This is a genomic window from Pseudomonas sp. CAU 1711 (assembly GCF_039888625.1).
Classification (GTDB): Bacteria; Pseudomonadota; Gammaproteobacteria; order Pseudomonadales; family Pseudomonadaceae; genus Aquipseudomonas.
Genome location: NZ_JBDQQT010000016.1, coordinates 95,426 through 109,697 on the forward strand (window position 1 = coordinate 95,426; position 14,272 = coordinate 109,697).

General features: G+C 69.6%; 11 protein-coding genes and 1 pseudogene. 5 read left to right on the plus strand and 7 right to left on the minus strand.

Annotated features, from left to right (window positions below; translation table 11 throughout):
• Positions 1-15: 15 nt before the first annotated feature.
• The 3 genes from ftsX to ftsY are packed head-to-tail and all read right to left on the minus strand — an operon-like array spanning position 16 to position 3,139.
• Complete coding sequence (ftsX, locus tag AAFN46_RS17625; protein WP_347810000.1) at positions 16-1,026, minus strand: permease-like cell division protein FtsX; 1,011 nt, start codon at positions 1,024-1,026, stop codon at positions 16-18.
• Entirely contained in the window at positions 1,026-1,694 is a 669-nt protein-coding gene (gene ftsE, locus AAFN46_RS17630; protein ID WP_347810001.1) for a cell division ATP-binding protein FtsE, read from the minus strand. The genes ftsX and ftsE overlap by 1 nt, the downstream gene beginning before the upstream one ends.
• Positions 1,691-3,139, minus strand: a complete 1,449-nt coding sequence (ftsY, locus tag AAFN46_RS17635) for a signal recognition particle-docking protein FtsY (protein WP_347810002.1) — start codon at positions 3,137-3,139, stop codon at positions 1,691-1,693. Before ftsY ends, ftsE begins: the two co-directional genes overlap by 4 nt.
• 127 nt (positions 3,140-3,266) lie before the next feature.
• Between ftsY and AAFN46_RS17640 the strand changes: the two are divergent.
• The 4 genes and pseudogenes from AAFN46_RS17640 to AAFN46_RS17655 all read left to right on the plus strand — a co-directional run.
• Positions 3,267-4,632, plus strand: a pseudogene (locus AAFN46_RS17640) (pitrilysin family protein); the annotation flags it as partial.
• Entirely contained in the window at positions 4,628-6,094 is a 1,467-nt protein-coding gene (locus tag AAFN46_RS17645; protein WP_347810003.1) for a pitrilysin family protein, read from the plus strand. The pseudogene AAFN46_RS17640 and the gene AAFN46_RS17645, both read left to right, overlap by 5 nt.
• On the plus strand, positions 6,094-6,690 hold the full coding sequence (gene rsmD / locus AAFN46_RS17650) for a 16S rRNA (guanine(966)-N(2))-methyltransferase RsmD (RefSeq protein ID WP_347810032.1): 597 nt from the start codon (positions 6,094-6,096) through the stop codon (positions 6,688-6,690). The genes AAFN46_RS17645 and rsmD overlap by 1 nt, the downstream gene beginning before the upstream one ends.
• 204 nt (positions 6,691-6,894) lie before the next feature.
• Positions 6,895-7,872 (plus strand): hydrolase, encoded by a 978-nt coding sequence (locus AAFN46_RS17655; protein ID WP_347810004.1) that lies wholly within the window; start codon positions 6,895-6,897, stop codon positions 7,870-7,872.
• Between the two features lie 106 nt (positions 7,873-7,978).
• Here AAFN46_RS17655 and AAFN46_RS17660 read toward each other — a convergent pair whose 3' ends face one another.
• Positions 7,979-9,766, minus strand: coding sequence for an alkyl sulfatase dimerization domain-containing protein (locus AAFN46_RS17660; RefSeq protein WP_347810005.1), 1,788 nt, complete (start codon positions 9,764-9,766; stop codon positions 7,979-7,981).
• Between the two features lie 97 nt (positions 9,767-9,863).
• Here AAFN46_RS17660 and AAFN46_RS17665 point away from each other — a divergent pair, with 97 nt between their 5' ends.
• Complete coding sequence (locus AAFN46_RS17665; protein WP_347810006.1) at positions 9,864-10,799, plus strand: LysR family transcriptional regulator; 936 nt, start codon at positions 9,864-9,866, stop codon at positions 10,797-10,799.
• Positions 10,800-10,830: 31 nt separating this feature from the next.
• Here the strand turns inward: AAFN46_RS17665 and AAFN46_RS17670 are convergent, their stop codons facing one another.
• The 3 genes from AAFN46_RS17670 to AAFN46_RS17680 all read right to left on the minus strand — a co-directional run bounded on the left by AAFN46_RS17670 (position 10,831) and on the right by AAFN46_RS17680 (position 14,249).
• Positions 10,831-11,541, minus strand: a complete 711-nt coding sequence (locus tag AAFN46_RS17670) for a hypothetical protein (protein WP_347810007.1) — start codon at positions 11,539-11,541, stop codon at positions 10,831-10,833.
• Positions 11,528-13,210, minus strand: coding sequence for an ABC transporter substrate-binding protein (locus tag AAFN46_RS17675; RefSeq protein ID WP_347810008.1), 1,683 nt, complete (start codon positions 13,208-13,210; stop codon positions 11,528-11,530). Before AAFN46_RS17675 ends, AAFN46_RS17670 begins: the two co-directional genes overlap by 14 nt.
• Before the next feature lie 118 nt (positions 13,211-13,328).
• A complete protein-coding gene (locus AAFN46_RS17680) occupies positions 13,329-14,249 on the minus strand; it encodes a LysR family transcriptional regulator (RefSeq protein ID WP_347810009.1) in 921 nt (306 codons plus the stop codon).
• Positions 14,250-14,272: the final 23 nt, after the last annotated feature.

The following is a 14,272-nucleotide window of genomic DNA, read 5'->3' on the forward strand; positions in this document are numbered from 1 at the left end:
CAAATCAACCAATTGCTAGCGCGGGGCGAGCTCGCTCAGATGCCGCGCCACGGCCAGCCAGGCGCCAATATAGCCGAGGAAAACCGCGCCTAACAGTAGCGACAGACCATCGGCGCCGGGCACTCCGGCCAGGGCGAAGTCGCTGCCGTACAGCCCGGCCAGACGCACCACCGCGTCGTTCAGCCAGTCCAGGCCGAAGGCCAGCAGTCCCCAGGCCAGCAGGCCGGCGCCGAGGCCGTACAACGCGCCCATATAGAGGAAGGGCCGGCGCACATAGCCATCGGTGCCGCCGACCAGCTTGATCACCTCGATCTCGCTGCGGCGGTTTTCGATATGCAGGCGAATGGTGTTGCCGATCACCAGCAGCAGGGCCATGACCAGCAGCAGGGTCAGGCCGAAGACGAAACGGTCGCCCAGGCCGAGGATGGCGGAGAGCCGCTCCACCCACTGCAGGTCGAGCTGCGCCTGGTCGACCCCGGGCATCTCGCCGAGCTGCTGGCGCAGGGCCTCCAGCCTCGGCTTGTCGATCTCCTTGGGCGTCACCACCACCACGGCGGGCAGCGGATTCTCCGGCAGCTCGCGCAGCGCCTGGCCGAGGCCGGACTGCTGCTCGAACGCCGCCAGGCCGGCCTCACGGCCGATGAACTCGGCCTCGGCCACGTCGGCCATGGCGGCGACCTCGTCGCGCAGCTGCAGACCGGCGTCATCGCCGGCCTCCAGTTTCAGGTACAGGGAAATCTGCGCGGCCTTCTGCCAGGAGCCGCCGAGCCGCTCGAGGTTGTCCAGCAGCAGGGCCAGGCCCATGGGCAGCGACAGCGCCACGGCCATCACCAGGCAGGTGAAGAAGCTGCCGATCGGCTGGCCGACCAGGCGGCCGAGGCTGTCGACCAGGCTGGCGCGGTGGCTCTCGACCCAGGCGCGGAACAGGGTGGCGAAGTCCGGGCCCTGCTTGATCGGCTTGTCGGCCTTGCTCTGCACGGCGCCGACCCGCTCGGCGGCCTTGATGTTGCGCTGGCTGTCGCTCATCAGCCGGCCTCCCCGTCGCCGATCAGGCGGCCGCGTTGCAGGGTGAGCATGCGGTGGCGCATGCGCGCGATCAGCGCCAGGTCGTGGCTGGCGATCAGCACCGTGGTGCCGAGGCGGTTGATGTCCTCGAACACGCCCATGATCTCGGCGGCCAGGCGCGGGTCGAGGTTGCCGGTGGGCTCGTCCGCCAGCAGCAGGGCCGGGCGATGCACCACGGCGCGGGCGATGCCGACGCGCTGCTGCTGGCCGGTGGACAGGTCGGCGGGGAACTGCTCGGCCTTGTCCGACAGCGAGACGCGCTCCAAGGCGGCACCAACGCGCTTGGCGATATCCGCCTTGGCCAGGCCGAGGATCTGCAGCGGCAGGGCGACATTGTCGAACACGCTGCGATCGAACAGCAGCTGGTGGTTCTGGAATACCACGCCTATCTGCCGGCGCAGGAAGGGAATCTGCGCGCTGGTGATGCTCGCCAGGTCCTGCCCGGCCAGCAGCAGCTTGCCGCTGGTCGGCCGCTCCATCGCCAGCAGCAGGCGCAGCAGGGTGGACTTGCCGGCACCGGAGTGGCCGGTGACGAAGAGGAACTCGCCGCGGCGCACGCGGAAACTCAGTTCGTGCAACCCGACATGGCCATTGGGATACCGCTTGCCGACCTGCTCGAATCGAATCATCCCTGTTCCTTCTCCGCGAAGAGCGCCTGGACGAAGTCCGTGGCGACGAAGGTGCGTAGGTCGTCGATGCCTTCGCCGACGCCGATGTAGCGAATCGGCAGGCCGAACTGCTTGGCCAGGGCGAAGATCACCCCGCCCTTGGCGGTGCCATCCAGCTTGGTCAGGGCCAGGCCGGTGAGGGCCACGGCCTGGTTGAACTGCTTGGTCTGGTTGATCGCGTTCTGCCCGGTGCCGGCGTCCAGCACCAGCAGCACTTCGTGCGGCGCGGTCTCGTCCAGCTTACCGATCACCCGACGGACCTTCTTCAGTTCCTCCATCAGGTTGTCCTTGGTGTGCAGGCGCCCGGCCGTATCGGCGATCAGCACGTCGACGCCGCGGGCCTTGGCCGCCTGCACCGCATCGAAGATCACCGAGGCGGAGTCGGCGCCGGTGTGCTGGGCGATCACCGCGATCTGGTTGCGCTCGCCCCATACCTGCAGCTGCTCGACGGCGGCGGCGCGGAAGGTGTCGCCGGCGGCGAGCATGACCTTCTTGCCCTCGCCCTGCAGCTTCTTGGCCAGCTTGCCGATGGTGGTGGTCTTGCCGACGCCGTTCACCCCGACCACCAGGATCACATAGGGCTGCTTCTCGGCATTGACCAGCAGCGGCTGTTCGACCGGCTTGAGCAGGCCACCGAGCTCTTCCTGCAGGGCCAGGTACAGCGCGCCGCTGTCGGCCAGCTCCTTGCGCGCCACGCGCTTGGTCAGGCTGCCGATGATGGCGCCGGTGGCCTCGACGCCGACGTCGGCGGTCAGCAGGCGGGTCTCCAGCTCCTCGAGCAGCTCGTCGTCGATCGCCTTCTTGCCGAGGAACAGGCTGGCCATGCCCTCGCCCAGGCTGGCGCTGGTCTTGCTCAGGCTCTGCTTGAGGCGGGCGAACCAGCCGCCCTGGTTGTCGCCGGGCTTGCTCTGCTCGACCTGCACCGGCGCCGCCGCGAGCGGCTGCGGCTCGGGGAGCACCTCGACCGGCAGCGGCTGCTCGTGCACCGGATGGGTGACTTCGCTGCCGGCGTTGATGCGAAAGCGCGAGAAGGCCGGGCGCGGCGCCTCGGCCTCGGACTGAGCCGCGACCTCGGGCCGAGTCTCGGGGGCCACGGGGCCCTCGGCGACCGGCTCGGCACTGGCCGCAGAAGCGACGGGCGCGGGCGGCGCGCCGGTTACCGATTCGGTGGGCGCAACGGGGACCGCTGCCGCCTCAGCGGGCGCCGGCGCGGGCTCGACCGTGGGCGCGGCCGGAGCTTCGCTCGTCACCGGACTCGCCGGCCCGACTGGCTCGACCGCCGGCGCGGGGGCTGCCTGCTCGGGCGTCGCCTGCTCGTCCTGCGGCTTCTTGCGCAGCCAGCCGAACAGGGATTTCTTCTCGCCGGACTGCTCCGGCGACTGCTTGTCGTCGTTGGAACCAAACATGGGTCTAAGGCATCTCAGAGGGACCGCACGGGTCGCGCGCCGCCCCGGAAAAGGATGCGGTATCCTAGCACCTCTTCGCCCGCCGGCGGTACGACCGCCCGGGCCGCCCGCCAGGTCGAGACATCTTATGACACCACTTGCCCGCCGCTGCGCCGGCCTGCTCCTCACTGCGCTCTGCATGCCCCTGGCGGCCCTCGCCGCCGAACCCCAGCCGACCCACGAATTCCAGCTGGACAACGGCCTCAAGGTCATAGTCCGCGAGGATCACCGCGCCCCGGTGGTGGTCTCCCAGCTCTGGTACAAGGTCGGCTCCAGCTACGAGGCGCCCGGCGCCACCGGCCTGTCCCACGCCCTCGAGCACATGATGTTCAAGGGCAGCCGCAAGCTCGGCCCCGGCGAGGCCTCGCGCATCCTGCGCGACCTCGGCGCCGAGGAGAACGCCTTCACCAGCGCCGACTACACCGCCTATTACCAGGTGCTGTCGCGCGACCGCCTGGCCGTGGCCTTCGAGCTGGAGGCCGACCGCCTGGCCAGCCTCAAGCTGCCGGCCGACGAGTTCGCCCGCGAGATCGAGGTGATCAAGGAGGAGCGCCGCCTGCGCACCGACGACAAGCCGACGTCGCTGGCCTACGAGCGCTTCAAGGCCATGGCCTACCCGGCCAGCGGCTACCACACCCCGACCATCGGCTGGATGGCCGACCTCGAGCGCATGACCATCGAGGATCTGCGCGCCTGGTACCAGGCCTGGTACGCGCCGAACAACGCCACCCTGGTGGTGGTCGGCGACGTCAGCAAAGACGAAGTGCAAGCCCTGGCCGAGAAGTACTTCGGCGCCATCGCCCGGCGCCCAGTGGCGCCGGCCAAGGCCCCCCGCGAGCTGGCCGAGCCCGGCGAGCGGCGCCTGCGCCTGCACGTGAAGACCCAGCTGCCGACCCTGCTGATGGGCTTCAACGTGCCTGGCCTGGCCACCAGCGCCGACGCCCGCCAGGTGCATGCCCTGCGCCTGACCGCCGCGCTGCTCGACGGCGGCTCCAGCGCCCGCCTGCCGGCACGCCTGGAGCGTGGCCGGGAGCTGGTCTCCGGCGCCTCGGCCAGCTACGACGCCTTCGAGCGCGGCGACAGCCTGTTCCTGCTCAGCGCCACGCCCAATGTGCAGAAGGGCAAGACCCTGGAGCAGGCCGAGGCCGGCCTGTGGGCGGAGCTGGAGGACCTGCAGCGCACCCCGCCGAGCGCCGACGAACTGGCCCGGGTGCGCGCCCAGGTGATCGCCGGGCTGGTCTACGAGCGCGACTCGATCACCAGCCAGGCCACCACCATCGGCTCGCTGGAGAGCGTCGGCCTGTCCTGGCGCCTGATGGACCAGGACCTGGCCGCCCTGGAGGCGGTGACCCCCGCGGACATCCAGAAGGCCGCGCAGACCTTCTTCACCCGCTCGCGCCTGGCCGTCGCCCATGTCCTGCCCGAACAGACCGCAGAAGGAGTGCAGCCATGAGCGCGCGCAACACCCTCAATCACGGCCTGCTCGGCCTCGGCCTGATCCTGCTGATCGGCCTGCTGGCGCTGATCGCCCAGCGCACCGAGCAGGCGCCGCCGCCCGCCACCGGCCTGGAATCGCTGGCCGCCATCAACGGCCAGGCGCCGAGCAAGCGCCCACTGGACATCCAGCAATGGCAGACCGCCGAGGGCGCCAAGGTGCTGTTCGTCGAGGCGCGCCAGCTGCCGATGTTCGACCTGCGCCTGACCTTCGCCGCCGGCAGCAGCCGCGACGAGGGCGTGCCCGGCCTGGCCACCCTGACCAATGCCATGCTCAACGAAGGCGTGCCCGGCAAGGACTCCACCGCCATCGCCGAGGGCTTCGAGAGCCTGGGCGCCGAGTTCGGCAACGGCGCCTATCGCGACATGGCCGTCGCCAGCCTGCGCAGCCTCAGCGACGCGCAGCAGCGCGAAGCGGCCCTGGCCCTGTTCGAGCAGGTGGTCGGCCAGCCGAGCTTCCCCGAGGAGGCCCTGGCGCGGATCAAGAACCAGCTGCTGGCCGGCTTCCAGTACCAGAAGCAGAACCCCGGCAAGCTGGCCGGCATCGCCCTGTTCGAGCGCCTCTACGGCGACCACCCCTACGCCCACTCCAGCGAGGGCAACGAGCAGTCGGTGCCGGGCATCGACAGCGCCCAGCTGCGCGCCTTCCACCAGAAGGCCTACGCCGCCGGCAATGTGGTGATCGCCCTGGTCGGCGACCTCTCGCGCGCCGAGGCCGAGGCCATGGCCGCGCGCGTCTCCGCCGCCCTGCCCAAGGGCCCGGCGCTGCCGCCCATCGCCCAGCCCGAGCAGCCCGAGGCCGGCCTCAGCCATATCGAGTACCCCTCCAACCAGACCCACCTGCTGCTGGCCCAGCTCGGCGTCGACCGCCGCGAGCCGGACTACGCCGCGCTGATCCTGGGCAACCAGATCCTCGGCGGCGGCGGCTTTGGCACCCGCCTGATGGAAGAGGTGCGCGAGAAGCGCGGTCTGACCTACGGCGTCTACTCCGGCTTCAGCGCCATGCAGGCGCGCGGGCCGTTCATGATCAACCTGCAGACCCGCGCCGAGCTGAGCCAGGGCACCCTAGAGCTGGTGCAGGGCATACTGCGCGACTACCTGGCCAATGGCCCGACCCAGCAGGAGCTGGCCCAGGCCAAGCGCGAGATGCTCGGCAGCTTCCCGCTGAGCACCGCGAGCAACGCCGACATAGTCGGCCAACTCGGCGCCATGGGCTTCTACGACCTGCCGCTGAGCTACCTCGACGACTTCATGGCCGAGCTGCAGGGGCTGACGGTCGAGCAGGTAAAAACGGCCATGGCCAAGCACCTGGACACCGACAAGCTGGTGATCGTCAGCGCCGGCCCCAGCGTCGCCCAGCAGCCGCTGCCGCCCCCCACCGACAAGCCCGCCGAGCGCCCCGCCGGCCCTCCGGAGCACTGATGCGCAAGTCCAGCGGCAAACCCAACCCCCAGGCCAAGCAAGGCGGCGGCCAGCTGCGCATCATCGCCGGCCAGTGGCGCTCGCGGCGCTTCGCCTTCCCCGATGGTCCGAGCCTGCGCCCGACCCCGGACCGGGTACGCGAGACCCTGTTCAACTGGCTGGCGCCCCATGTGCAAGGCGCCCGCGTGCTGGACTGCTTCGCCGGCAGCGGCGCCATGCTGCTGGAGTCGCTGTCGCGCGGCGCCGCCGGCGCCCTGGGCCTGGACCTCAACCCGCAGTCGGTGGCCGCCCTGCGCGGTCACCTCGCCACCCTGCGCTGCGACAGCGGCCAGGTGCAACAGGTCGACGCCCTGCGCTACCTGGAGAACCAGGCGCCTATGCCCTTCGACCTGGTGTTCCTCGATCCGCCCTTCCACCAGAACCTGCTGGCCCCGGCCTGCCACCTGCTGGAGGAGCGCGGCTGGCTGGCGCCGCGCGCCTGGATCTACTGCGAGAGCGAGGCCGCCCCCTCGACCCTGGGCCCGCCGGGCAACTGGCGGCTGCACCGCGAGAAACAGGCCGGGCAGGTGCATTACTCGCTGTGGCAGCGCGGCTGACATGGCGCGCGACTCCTCGGCGCTGAAACCACTCACGCAGCCCGGATGCATGAGACAGGAGCGAGCTCTGCTCGCGAACCCATCTCCGCAGAAGCTTCGCGGGCAGAGCTCGCTCCAACAACCCCCACATTCGCCCGGCCAATGATGCTTTCGCTTTATCGCCCGACGCTCTAGCCTGGCGCTTTGCCCGCTATCCTTGCCTGCATGACGCCCGATTTCCAACCCGCCTGGTGGCTGCCCGGCCCGCACCTGCAGACCCTGTTCGGCTCGCTGTGCCGCACGCCGCCGCGCCTCGAACGGCGCCGCGAGCGCCTGTGGCTGGAGGATGGCGACTTCCTCGACCTCGACTGGCACGGCCCGCACGAGGCGCGCACGCCGCTGGTGCTGGTGTTGCACGGGCTGACCGGCTCGTCCAGCTCGCACTATGTGCTCGGCCTGCAGCAGCAGCTGGCGGCGCGCGGCTGGGCCAGCGTGGCGCTGAACTGGCGCGGCTGCTCCGGCGAGCCCAACCTGCTGCCGCGCGGCTACCACTCCGGCGTCAGCGAGGACGTCGGGCATGTGCTGCGCCATCTGCAGGCGCAGCGGCCGCTGGCGCCGCTGTACGCGGTGGGCTACTCGCTGGGCGGCAACGTGCTGCTCAAGTACCTAGGCGAGACCGCCGCCGACTCCGGCCTGCAGGCGGCGGTGGCGGTGTCGGTGCCCTTTCGCCTGGACCACTGCGCCGAGCGCATCGACCGCGGCTTCTCCAAGGTCTACCAGGCGCATTTCATGCGCGAGCTGGTCGCCTACGTGCGCGACAAGCAGCAGCGCTTCACCGACGAGGGCCACCACGAGCGCCTGGCCGCCCTGCGCGAACTGGGGCCGCTGGAGGGCATGCGCACCTTCTGGGACTTCGACGGCCGCTTCACCGCGCCACTGCACGGCTACGCCGATGTCGACGACTACTACCGGCGCGCCTCCAGCCGCTTCTACCTGGGCGAGATCCGCACCCGCACCCTGATCATCCAGTCCAGCGACGACCCCTTCGTCTTCCCCCACAGCCTGCCCGAGGCCCACGAACTGTCCGCCAGCACCCGCCTGGAGCTGCACGCCAGGGGCGGCCATGTCGGCTTTATCGGCGGCTCGCCACGGCGCCCGGACTTCTATCTGGAGCGGCGTATTCCGCGCTGGCTGGGCAGATAAGATAGAAGAGCAGCTAAGAGCAGGCCACGATCTTCTTGCTGGGGTCGTAAGCATCTATTCATCGACGTACTGATCCTCACACTCACCCCTACCGCCCTGGCACTGCTCAGCGAACGGTCAAACCAAAAGGCTCTTCACCGAAGTCGAAGCAGGCGAGGAAGGTCTTGATGTCCAGCAGGTTGCCTTCGACCTCGACATCGCCCAGCAGCATGCCCTTGAGCAAACCGCCCTCACCGGTCAGCAGGCTGTCCATGAAGCGCTTGTCCATGCTCAGCTTGAGCCCGGTACCCTCGGGAATGCCGCGGTGCAGCTGGGCCACGCCGCGACGCACCTCCAACGCCCAGCGCTCGCCGACATCGGGAAACTCGAAGCCCAGGGTCAGTTGCACCTCGGCCGACTTTTCCGGGTCGATGCGTGTCACCCAGTTGCCGAGGAAGGCCTGCGGGGTGAAGTTCTTCACCATCTGCGGCGAGAGGAACACGCCGCGCAGCACCTTGGCCTGCGCGCGCACGTCGTCACCGTCGAACTTGCCCTCCAGCTCCATGGCACTGGTCAGGTACCAGTTGCGCCAGTTGATGTTCATGCTGGCGTAGCCCAGCTTGCGCAGGCTGCGCGCCTTGATGTCGCGGGCCAGACGATCGCTGTTGTCCACGCGAATGGCGTAGCCGGCCAGCTCGGCGGCCCACTGGTAATCGCCCTGCAGATAGGCCTCGCCGGCGGCCAGCAGCAGCTTGTCGCGCCCACCCAGCAGGGCGATCAGGCGCTCGGCCTTGTCCTTGGGCGGGACCGGGTCGAGATCGACCGGGTCGCCCTGGAACCAGCCCAGGTAGCCGTTGTAGATCTGCCGCACGCTGTGCTTGACCGTGCCATAGTACTCGCGCAGGTAGGGGGTGTAGCCGGCCAGGTGCGGCGGCAGCTTGACCTTCTCCACCAGCTCGTCCGGGGTCAGGCCCTTGTTCATCCAGCGCACGGTCTGGTCATGGATGTAGGCGATGCCGTCGCGGGTCATGCGCAGCACCTCCTCGACCTGCGCCGCACCGCTCACCGGGCGCCCGTGCAGCGGCACCATGTGCTCGGCCCGCAGCGAGCGCAGCAGGTCGAGGCTGGCGACCCACTGCACCGGGTCGCGGAACTTGGTGCCACGCAGGGTGTGGATGTTCGGCAGGGTCGGCCCCTGGTCGACCTCGGCGCTGATCAGCACGCGGTTGTCCGGCAGGTACAGGACGATCTCGTCCGGCGCCTCGCTGGGCGCATGAAGGAACTGCACCGGCAGGCCGGCGATGGTGGTGTCCAGCCGGTCCTTGAAGGTGTGGGTCGGGGCGATGAAGGTCGAGGGCTCGGCCTTGGCCTGCGGACCGATGCCGCCGTTCATGTCGCGCTTGTCCGCCGCATCGAGAAAGGTGCCGAAGCTGTAGGCCGAGCGCACGCCGAGAATCGGCCCGACCTGCGCGCCCTGGGCCACCACGTTGGCCAGCAGGGTCTCGTGGGCGTAGATCCGCACCTCGCCGCTGGCCACCTGCTCGGGGCTGGCAAAGGCCTGCACGCCGTTGATGTGGTCGGGGTGGAAATGGGTGTAGACCACCGCCCTGACCGGCTTGTCGCTGACCCTGCGCAGCTCCTCCATGATCTTGCGCGACTCGCTCACCGACTCGCCGGTGTCGACGATGATCAGCCCCTCGGGCGCCTCGATCGCCACCACGTTGGCGAGCTGCCAGCCGACCGCCGACCAGACGTTGTCGGCGACCTTGTACAGTTTCTGGGCGAAGTGCTCGCTGTGCCGTTTCAGCTCCGGATGGATGCTCGGCTCGATACGCTCCTCGGGCAGCGCGGCAGTGGTCGAGAGCGGCAGGCTGGCGGCCAGCAGCAGCCCGGCGAAACGGCAGGACAGGTTCATGATGCGGCTCGCTGTGCTTGTTGGAATGCCCGCAGGCTGACCCAGCCCGTGCAATAATTCCAATGCATTCTTTTTCATGGATAGATGCACTTAACGCATGAATGATCTGCGCCAACTCCGTCACTTCGTCGCCCTGGCCGAACAGGGCCACTTCGCCCGCGCCGCCGAGGCCGTACACCTCAGCCAGCCGGCGCTGAGCCGCAGCATCCAGGCGCTGGAGAACGGCCTCGGATGCCGCCTGGTCGATCGTCACAGCCGTGGCATCAGCCTCACCGCCCATGGCCGGCTGGTGCTGGAGCATGCCCGGCGCCTGCTCGCCGGCAGCCGGGCGCTGAGCAATGCGGTGAGCCAGTTGGGCAACCTGGCCAGCGGCGAGCTGCGCCTCGGCGCCGGCCCCTACCCAGCCGCGCGCCTGGTGCCCAGGGCGCTGGGCGCCTTCGCCAGGCAGCACCCCGGCGTGCATCTGCAACTGCTGATCGACAACTGGCAGCAACTGCACGAGCGCCTGCTGAACGGCGAGGTCGAGCTGTTCATCGCCGACTGCCGCGAGCTGCAAGGCGACCCGCAGCTGCGAGTGGAGGCCCTGCCCAGCTACCCCGGCGTGCTGTTCTGCCACCCCCGCCACCCATTGCTGCAGCGCCGGCAACTACAGCCACAAGACCTGCTCGACTATCCCCTGGCCGGCACCCAGCTGCCCACGCAGGTGGCCGAGATGCTGAGTCGGATCAGCGGCCGCGAGCAGCCCCTGAGCATCGCCTGCGACAACTTCATGGTACTCAAGGAACTGGTCTCGGACAGCACGGCGCTGAGCATGGCGCCCTGGGACGTGGTGGCCCAGGACATCGCCGCCGGCCGCCTGGCCCTGCTGCCACTGCAGCTGCCGGAACAGGCCGCGCACTCCGCCTACGGCATCGTCAGCCGCGCCGGGCACAGCCTGTCGCCCGCCGCGCAGCGCCTGTGCGAGCTGCTGCGCGAGCAGGCGACACAGACCGATCTGCCTGCGCCGCCCGGCGACTTGGCGAACGAGGCCTAGCTGCGCTCATCCTCGGGGAATTGACTGCAGCTCAGTGCAGGTCGAGGCCGTGCTGGCGATAGCGCGCCTGCACCCAGCCCTCACGATAGAGTTGCAGCAGCGTCTCGCGCAGGCGCTGCAGGCGGGCGGGCGGCAACCCGGGGTTACAGGCGATGTCTTCCATCAGGGTGAGGAAGGGTAGCACCTCGCGCGGCGCCGGCTGGACCCCGAGCGAGGCGACCACCGCCGAGCTGGTGGCCCACAGACGCGCCCGGCTGCGCTGCAGCATGCTCAGATTGAGCGACTCCTTGTTCGAGTAGATCACCTGCAGGCCTACCGTCTGCAGATACTCGCCGGCGCCCGAGCCCTGGTGACTGAGAATGCCCAGGCCACCCGCCTGCGCCAGGCTGCGCAGCTGCAGGTCGTCGTCGGCCTTGGCGTACAGGCCCAGGCGCGATACCAGCAGCGGGCCGACCCAGGCGAAGTAGGGCTCGCGCTCCTGCTGGCGCTCCACCAGTAGCACGCAGCTGTCCTGCTCCTGACGCACATGCAGCAGGGCACGCTGCAGCGGCAGGAACTCCAGGCGATAGGGAATATCGGCTCGGCGAAACAGCTCGGCGGTCAGCTCGACGACCAGTCCCGAGGCGCCCCCCTCCGCGCGCTGCTGCACCAGCGGCGGGCGCTCCCAGGCGTACAGGCGCAGTTCGGCGGCGGCCAGCGGCAGGCTGCACAACAGTGTCAGCAGCAGACTAATCCCACGCACGCAGGGCCTCCTGATAGGGCAGGGTACGCCCCGCCGGTCGCTCGTCGTCCAGTTGCGGCCAGGGCGCACCTGGCTGACTGAGCCAGTAGCCGGCCTCGCGCGGCGAGTTCAGTCGCGGCGCGCAGGGATGCGCCTGACGCCGGCCGAGCCGCTCCAGGTGACCGTCGAAGGCCTGCGCCAGGTTGCTCAGCGCCTGGGCCGCGCTGAGCCGGCCGGAGACCGCCGGGTGCAGCTGGCGCCACCAAAGGCTGGCCATGCCGCTGTAGTCCGGCACATTGGAGCCGGTCGGCGTCCAGCGCCGCGCCGCCGGGCTGCGGTAGAACTCCACCAGTCCGCCCAGGCGCGGCGCCTCGGCCAGCAGGGCCGGCGAGTCCAGGTCGGAGCGGCGGATCGGCGTCAGCCCGACCAGGGTCTTGCGCAACGACACGCTCTTGGCGGTGACGAACTGGGCGTACAGCCAGGCGGCCTGGCGCTGGCGCAGGGGCGTGGCCTTGAGCAGGGTCCAGGCGCCGACGTCCTGGTAGCCGGACTTCATGCCCTCGCGCCAGTAAGCGCCGCGCGGCGAGGGCGCGATGCGCCACCTGGGTTTGCCCTCGGCATCCACCACCGGGCTGCCCGGCTTGGTGTAATCGGCGGTGAAGGCGGTGTACCAGAAGATCTGCTGGGCGATGTGTCCCTGGGCGGCGACATTGCCGGCCTGATTGAAGCTCATCCGCTGCGCCTCAGGCGGCGCGTAGCGCTGCAGCCAGTCGACATAGCGCTGCACGGCGTAGACCGCCGCCGGGCTGTCCAGTGCACCGCCACGTGCCATGCTGGCGCCGGCCGGGCGACAGCCTTCCACGCGGATGCCCCAGTCGTCCACCGGCAGGCCGTTGGGCAAGCCCGGATCGGCCACCCCGGCCATGCCCAGCCAGGCGTCGGACAGGCGCCAGCCGAGAGAGGGGTCGAAGCCGCCGTAGTCCATGTGACCGTACACGCGCTGCCCGTCGATCTCGCCCACCTGTTCGGTGAAGAAGGCGGCGATGTCCTCGTAGGCGCTCCAGTTCTGCGGCACGTCCAGCTCGTAACCATAGCGGCGGCGGAAATCCCGGCGCAGCTCGGGGCGCTCGAACCAGTCCTGGCGATACCAGTAGAGATTGGCGAACTGCTGGTCCGGCAGCTGATAGAGCTTGCCGTCGGGGGCGGTGACGAAGGGCAGGCCGATGAAGTCGGCCAGATCGAGGGTCGGCAGGGTCACGCTCGCGCCCTCGCCGGCGATGAAGTCGGAGAGCACCAGTACCTGGCCGTCACGGAAGTGCTGGCCGAGCAGATCGCTGTCGCTGATATAGGCGTCGTACAGCGGCAGGCCGGTCTCCTGCTGGGTGCGCAGCTTGTTGACCACGTCGTCCTCGCCGCTGATCTCGTGGATCACACGGATGCCGGTGAGGCGACCGAACAGCGGGGCCAGCACGTTGGCCTCGTACCAATGGGTGTCGATACGCTCGCTGATCACCCGCACCTGCATGCCGGCGAACGCCTTGCCGGCCTCGGCGAACCAGGCCAGCTCGGCGCGCTGGGCGGCCTGGTTCAATGAACTGGGCTGCAGTTCGGCCATGGCCTCCTGCAGGGGATCGGCGGTTACATGCGAGGCCACGCCCAGCAGCAGGCCAAGCAAGATCGCTGCGCGCATCCACATCTCCTTGTCGTGATGTCAGGAGTCTAATACCCCCATAGCTCGGAGTCTTGCAGAGAAAGACAAGCACAAGTCGCCGCCGGGTGTCGGCGGCGACCGACACGGACAGCGCCGCTCAAGACTCCCACTCACGCGCGGCGGCGAGCAGGAAGTCGACGAACACGCGCACACGGATCGGCACATGACGGGCATGTGGATAGAGCAGGGTGAAGGGCCGCGAGGCCCCCGCATAGGGCTGCAGCACCTCCACCAGCTCGCCACTGGCCAGCAGCGGCTCGACGGTGAAACGATAGGCCTGGAACAGGCCGGCGCCGCTGCGCGCCAGGGTCACCCCGCCGAGCACATCGGCGGAGCAGCAGTAACCCCCCGCTGTGAACAGCTCGCGCTCGCGGCCCTGCTCGCGAAACAGCCAGGGGATGCGCCGGCCGCTGCTGGGCAGCTCGAACTGGATGCACTCGTGCTCGACCAGCTGCTCCAGCTCGCTCGGCACGCCGGCGCGGCGCAGGTAGTCGGGCGCCGCCACCACCACCAGCGCGGCATGCTCCAGGTGGCGGGCGATCAGCCCCGAGTCCGGCTGGGCACGCACCCGCACGGCCAGGTCGTAGCCCTCCTCGATGAAATCGATATTGCGGTTGCTCAGGTGCACCTCCACCTGGACTCCCGGGTAGCGCTGGCGAAAGCGCGGCAACAGCGGCAGCACGCGGTGGTGGCCGTAGGTGGTGGGCAGGCTGACGCGCAGGGTGCCCAGGGCCTCCTGCTGCTGCCCGCTAACCTGGCGCTCGGCCTCCACCAGTTGCGCCAGCGCCTGGCGGCACTGCTCGAAGTAGCCGCGACCGCCCTCGGTCAGGCGGATGTGTCGGGTGCTGCGCACGAACAGGCGCACGCCCAGGCGCGCCTCCAGCCGCGCCACCGAGCGGCTGACGGCGGCCGGCGTGACGCCGGCGGCGCGCGCCGCCGCGGTGAAGCCACCCAGTTCCGCCGCCAGGCAGAACAGCTCGATGCTGCCGAGCTGAATGTCGTCGAAGCTGCGCTGCATTAATTACACCATGTATCAAGTGA

What these genes read in the sequence shown, in the direction of transcription:
- ftsX (WP_347810000.1), bottom strand. Translation starts at nt 1,026, where the DNA reads ATGAGCGACAGCCAGCGCAACATCAAGGCCGCCGAGCGGGTCGGCGCC.
- ftsE (WP_347810001.1), bottom strand. Translation starts at nt 1,694, where the DNA reads ATGATTCGATTCGAGCAGGTCGGCAAGCGGTATCCCAATGGCCATGTC.
- ftsY (WP_347810002.1), bottom strand. Translation starts at nt 3,139, where the DNA reads ATGTTTGGTTCCAACGACGACAAGCAGTCGCCGGAGCAGTCCGGCGAG.
- AAFN46_RS17645 (WP_347810003.1), top strand. Translation starts at nt 4,628, where the DNA reads ATGAGCGCGCGCAACACCCTCAATCACGGCCTGCTCGGCCTCGGCCTG.
- rsmD (WP_347810032.1), top strand. Translation starts at nt 6,094, where the DNA reads ATGCGCAAGTCCAGCGGCAAACCCAACCCCCAGGCCAAGCAAGGCGGC.
- AAFN46_RS17655 (WP_347810004.1), top strand. Translation starts at nt 6,895, where the DNA reads ATGACGCCCGATTTCCAACCCGCCTGGTGGCTGCCCGGCCCGCACCTG.
- AAFN46_RS17660 (WP_347810005.1), bottom strand. Translation starts at nt 9,766, where the DNA reads ATGAACCTGTCCTGCCGTTTCGCCGGGCTGCTGCTGGCCGCCAGCCTG.
- AAFN46_RS17665 (WP_347810006.1), top strand. Translation starts at nt 9,864, where the DNA reads ATGAATGATCTGCGCCAACTCCGTCACTTCGTCGCCCTGGCCGAACAG.
- AAFN46_RS17675 (WP_347810008.1), bottom strand. Translation starts at nt 13,210, where the DNA reads ATGCGCGCAGCGATCTTGCTTGGCCTGCTGCTGGGCGTGGCCTCGCAT.
- AAFN46_RS17680 (WP_347810009.1), bottom strand. Translation starts at nt 14,249, where the DNA reads ATGCAGCGCAGCTTCGACGACATTCAGCTCGGCAGCATCGAGCTGTTC.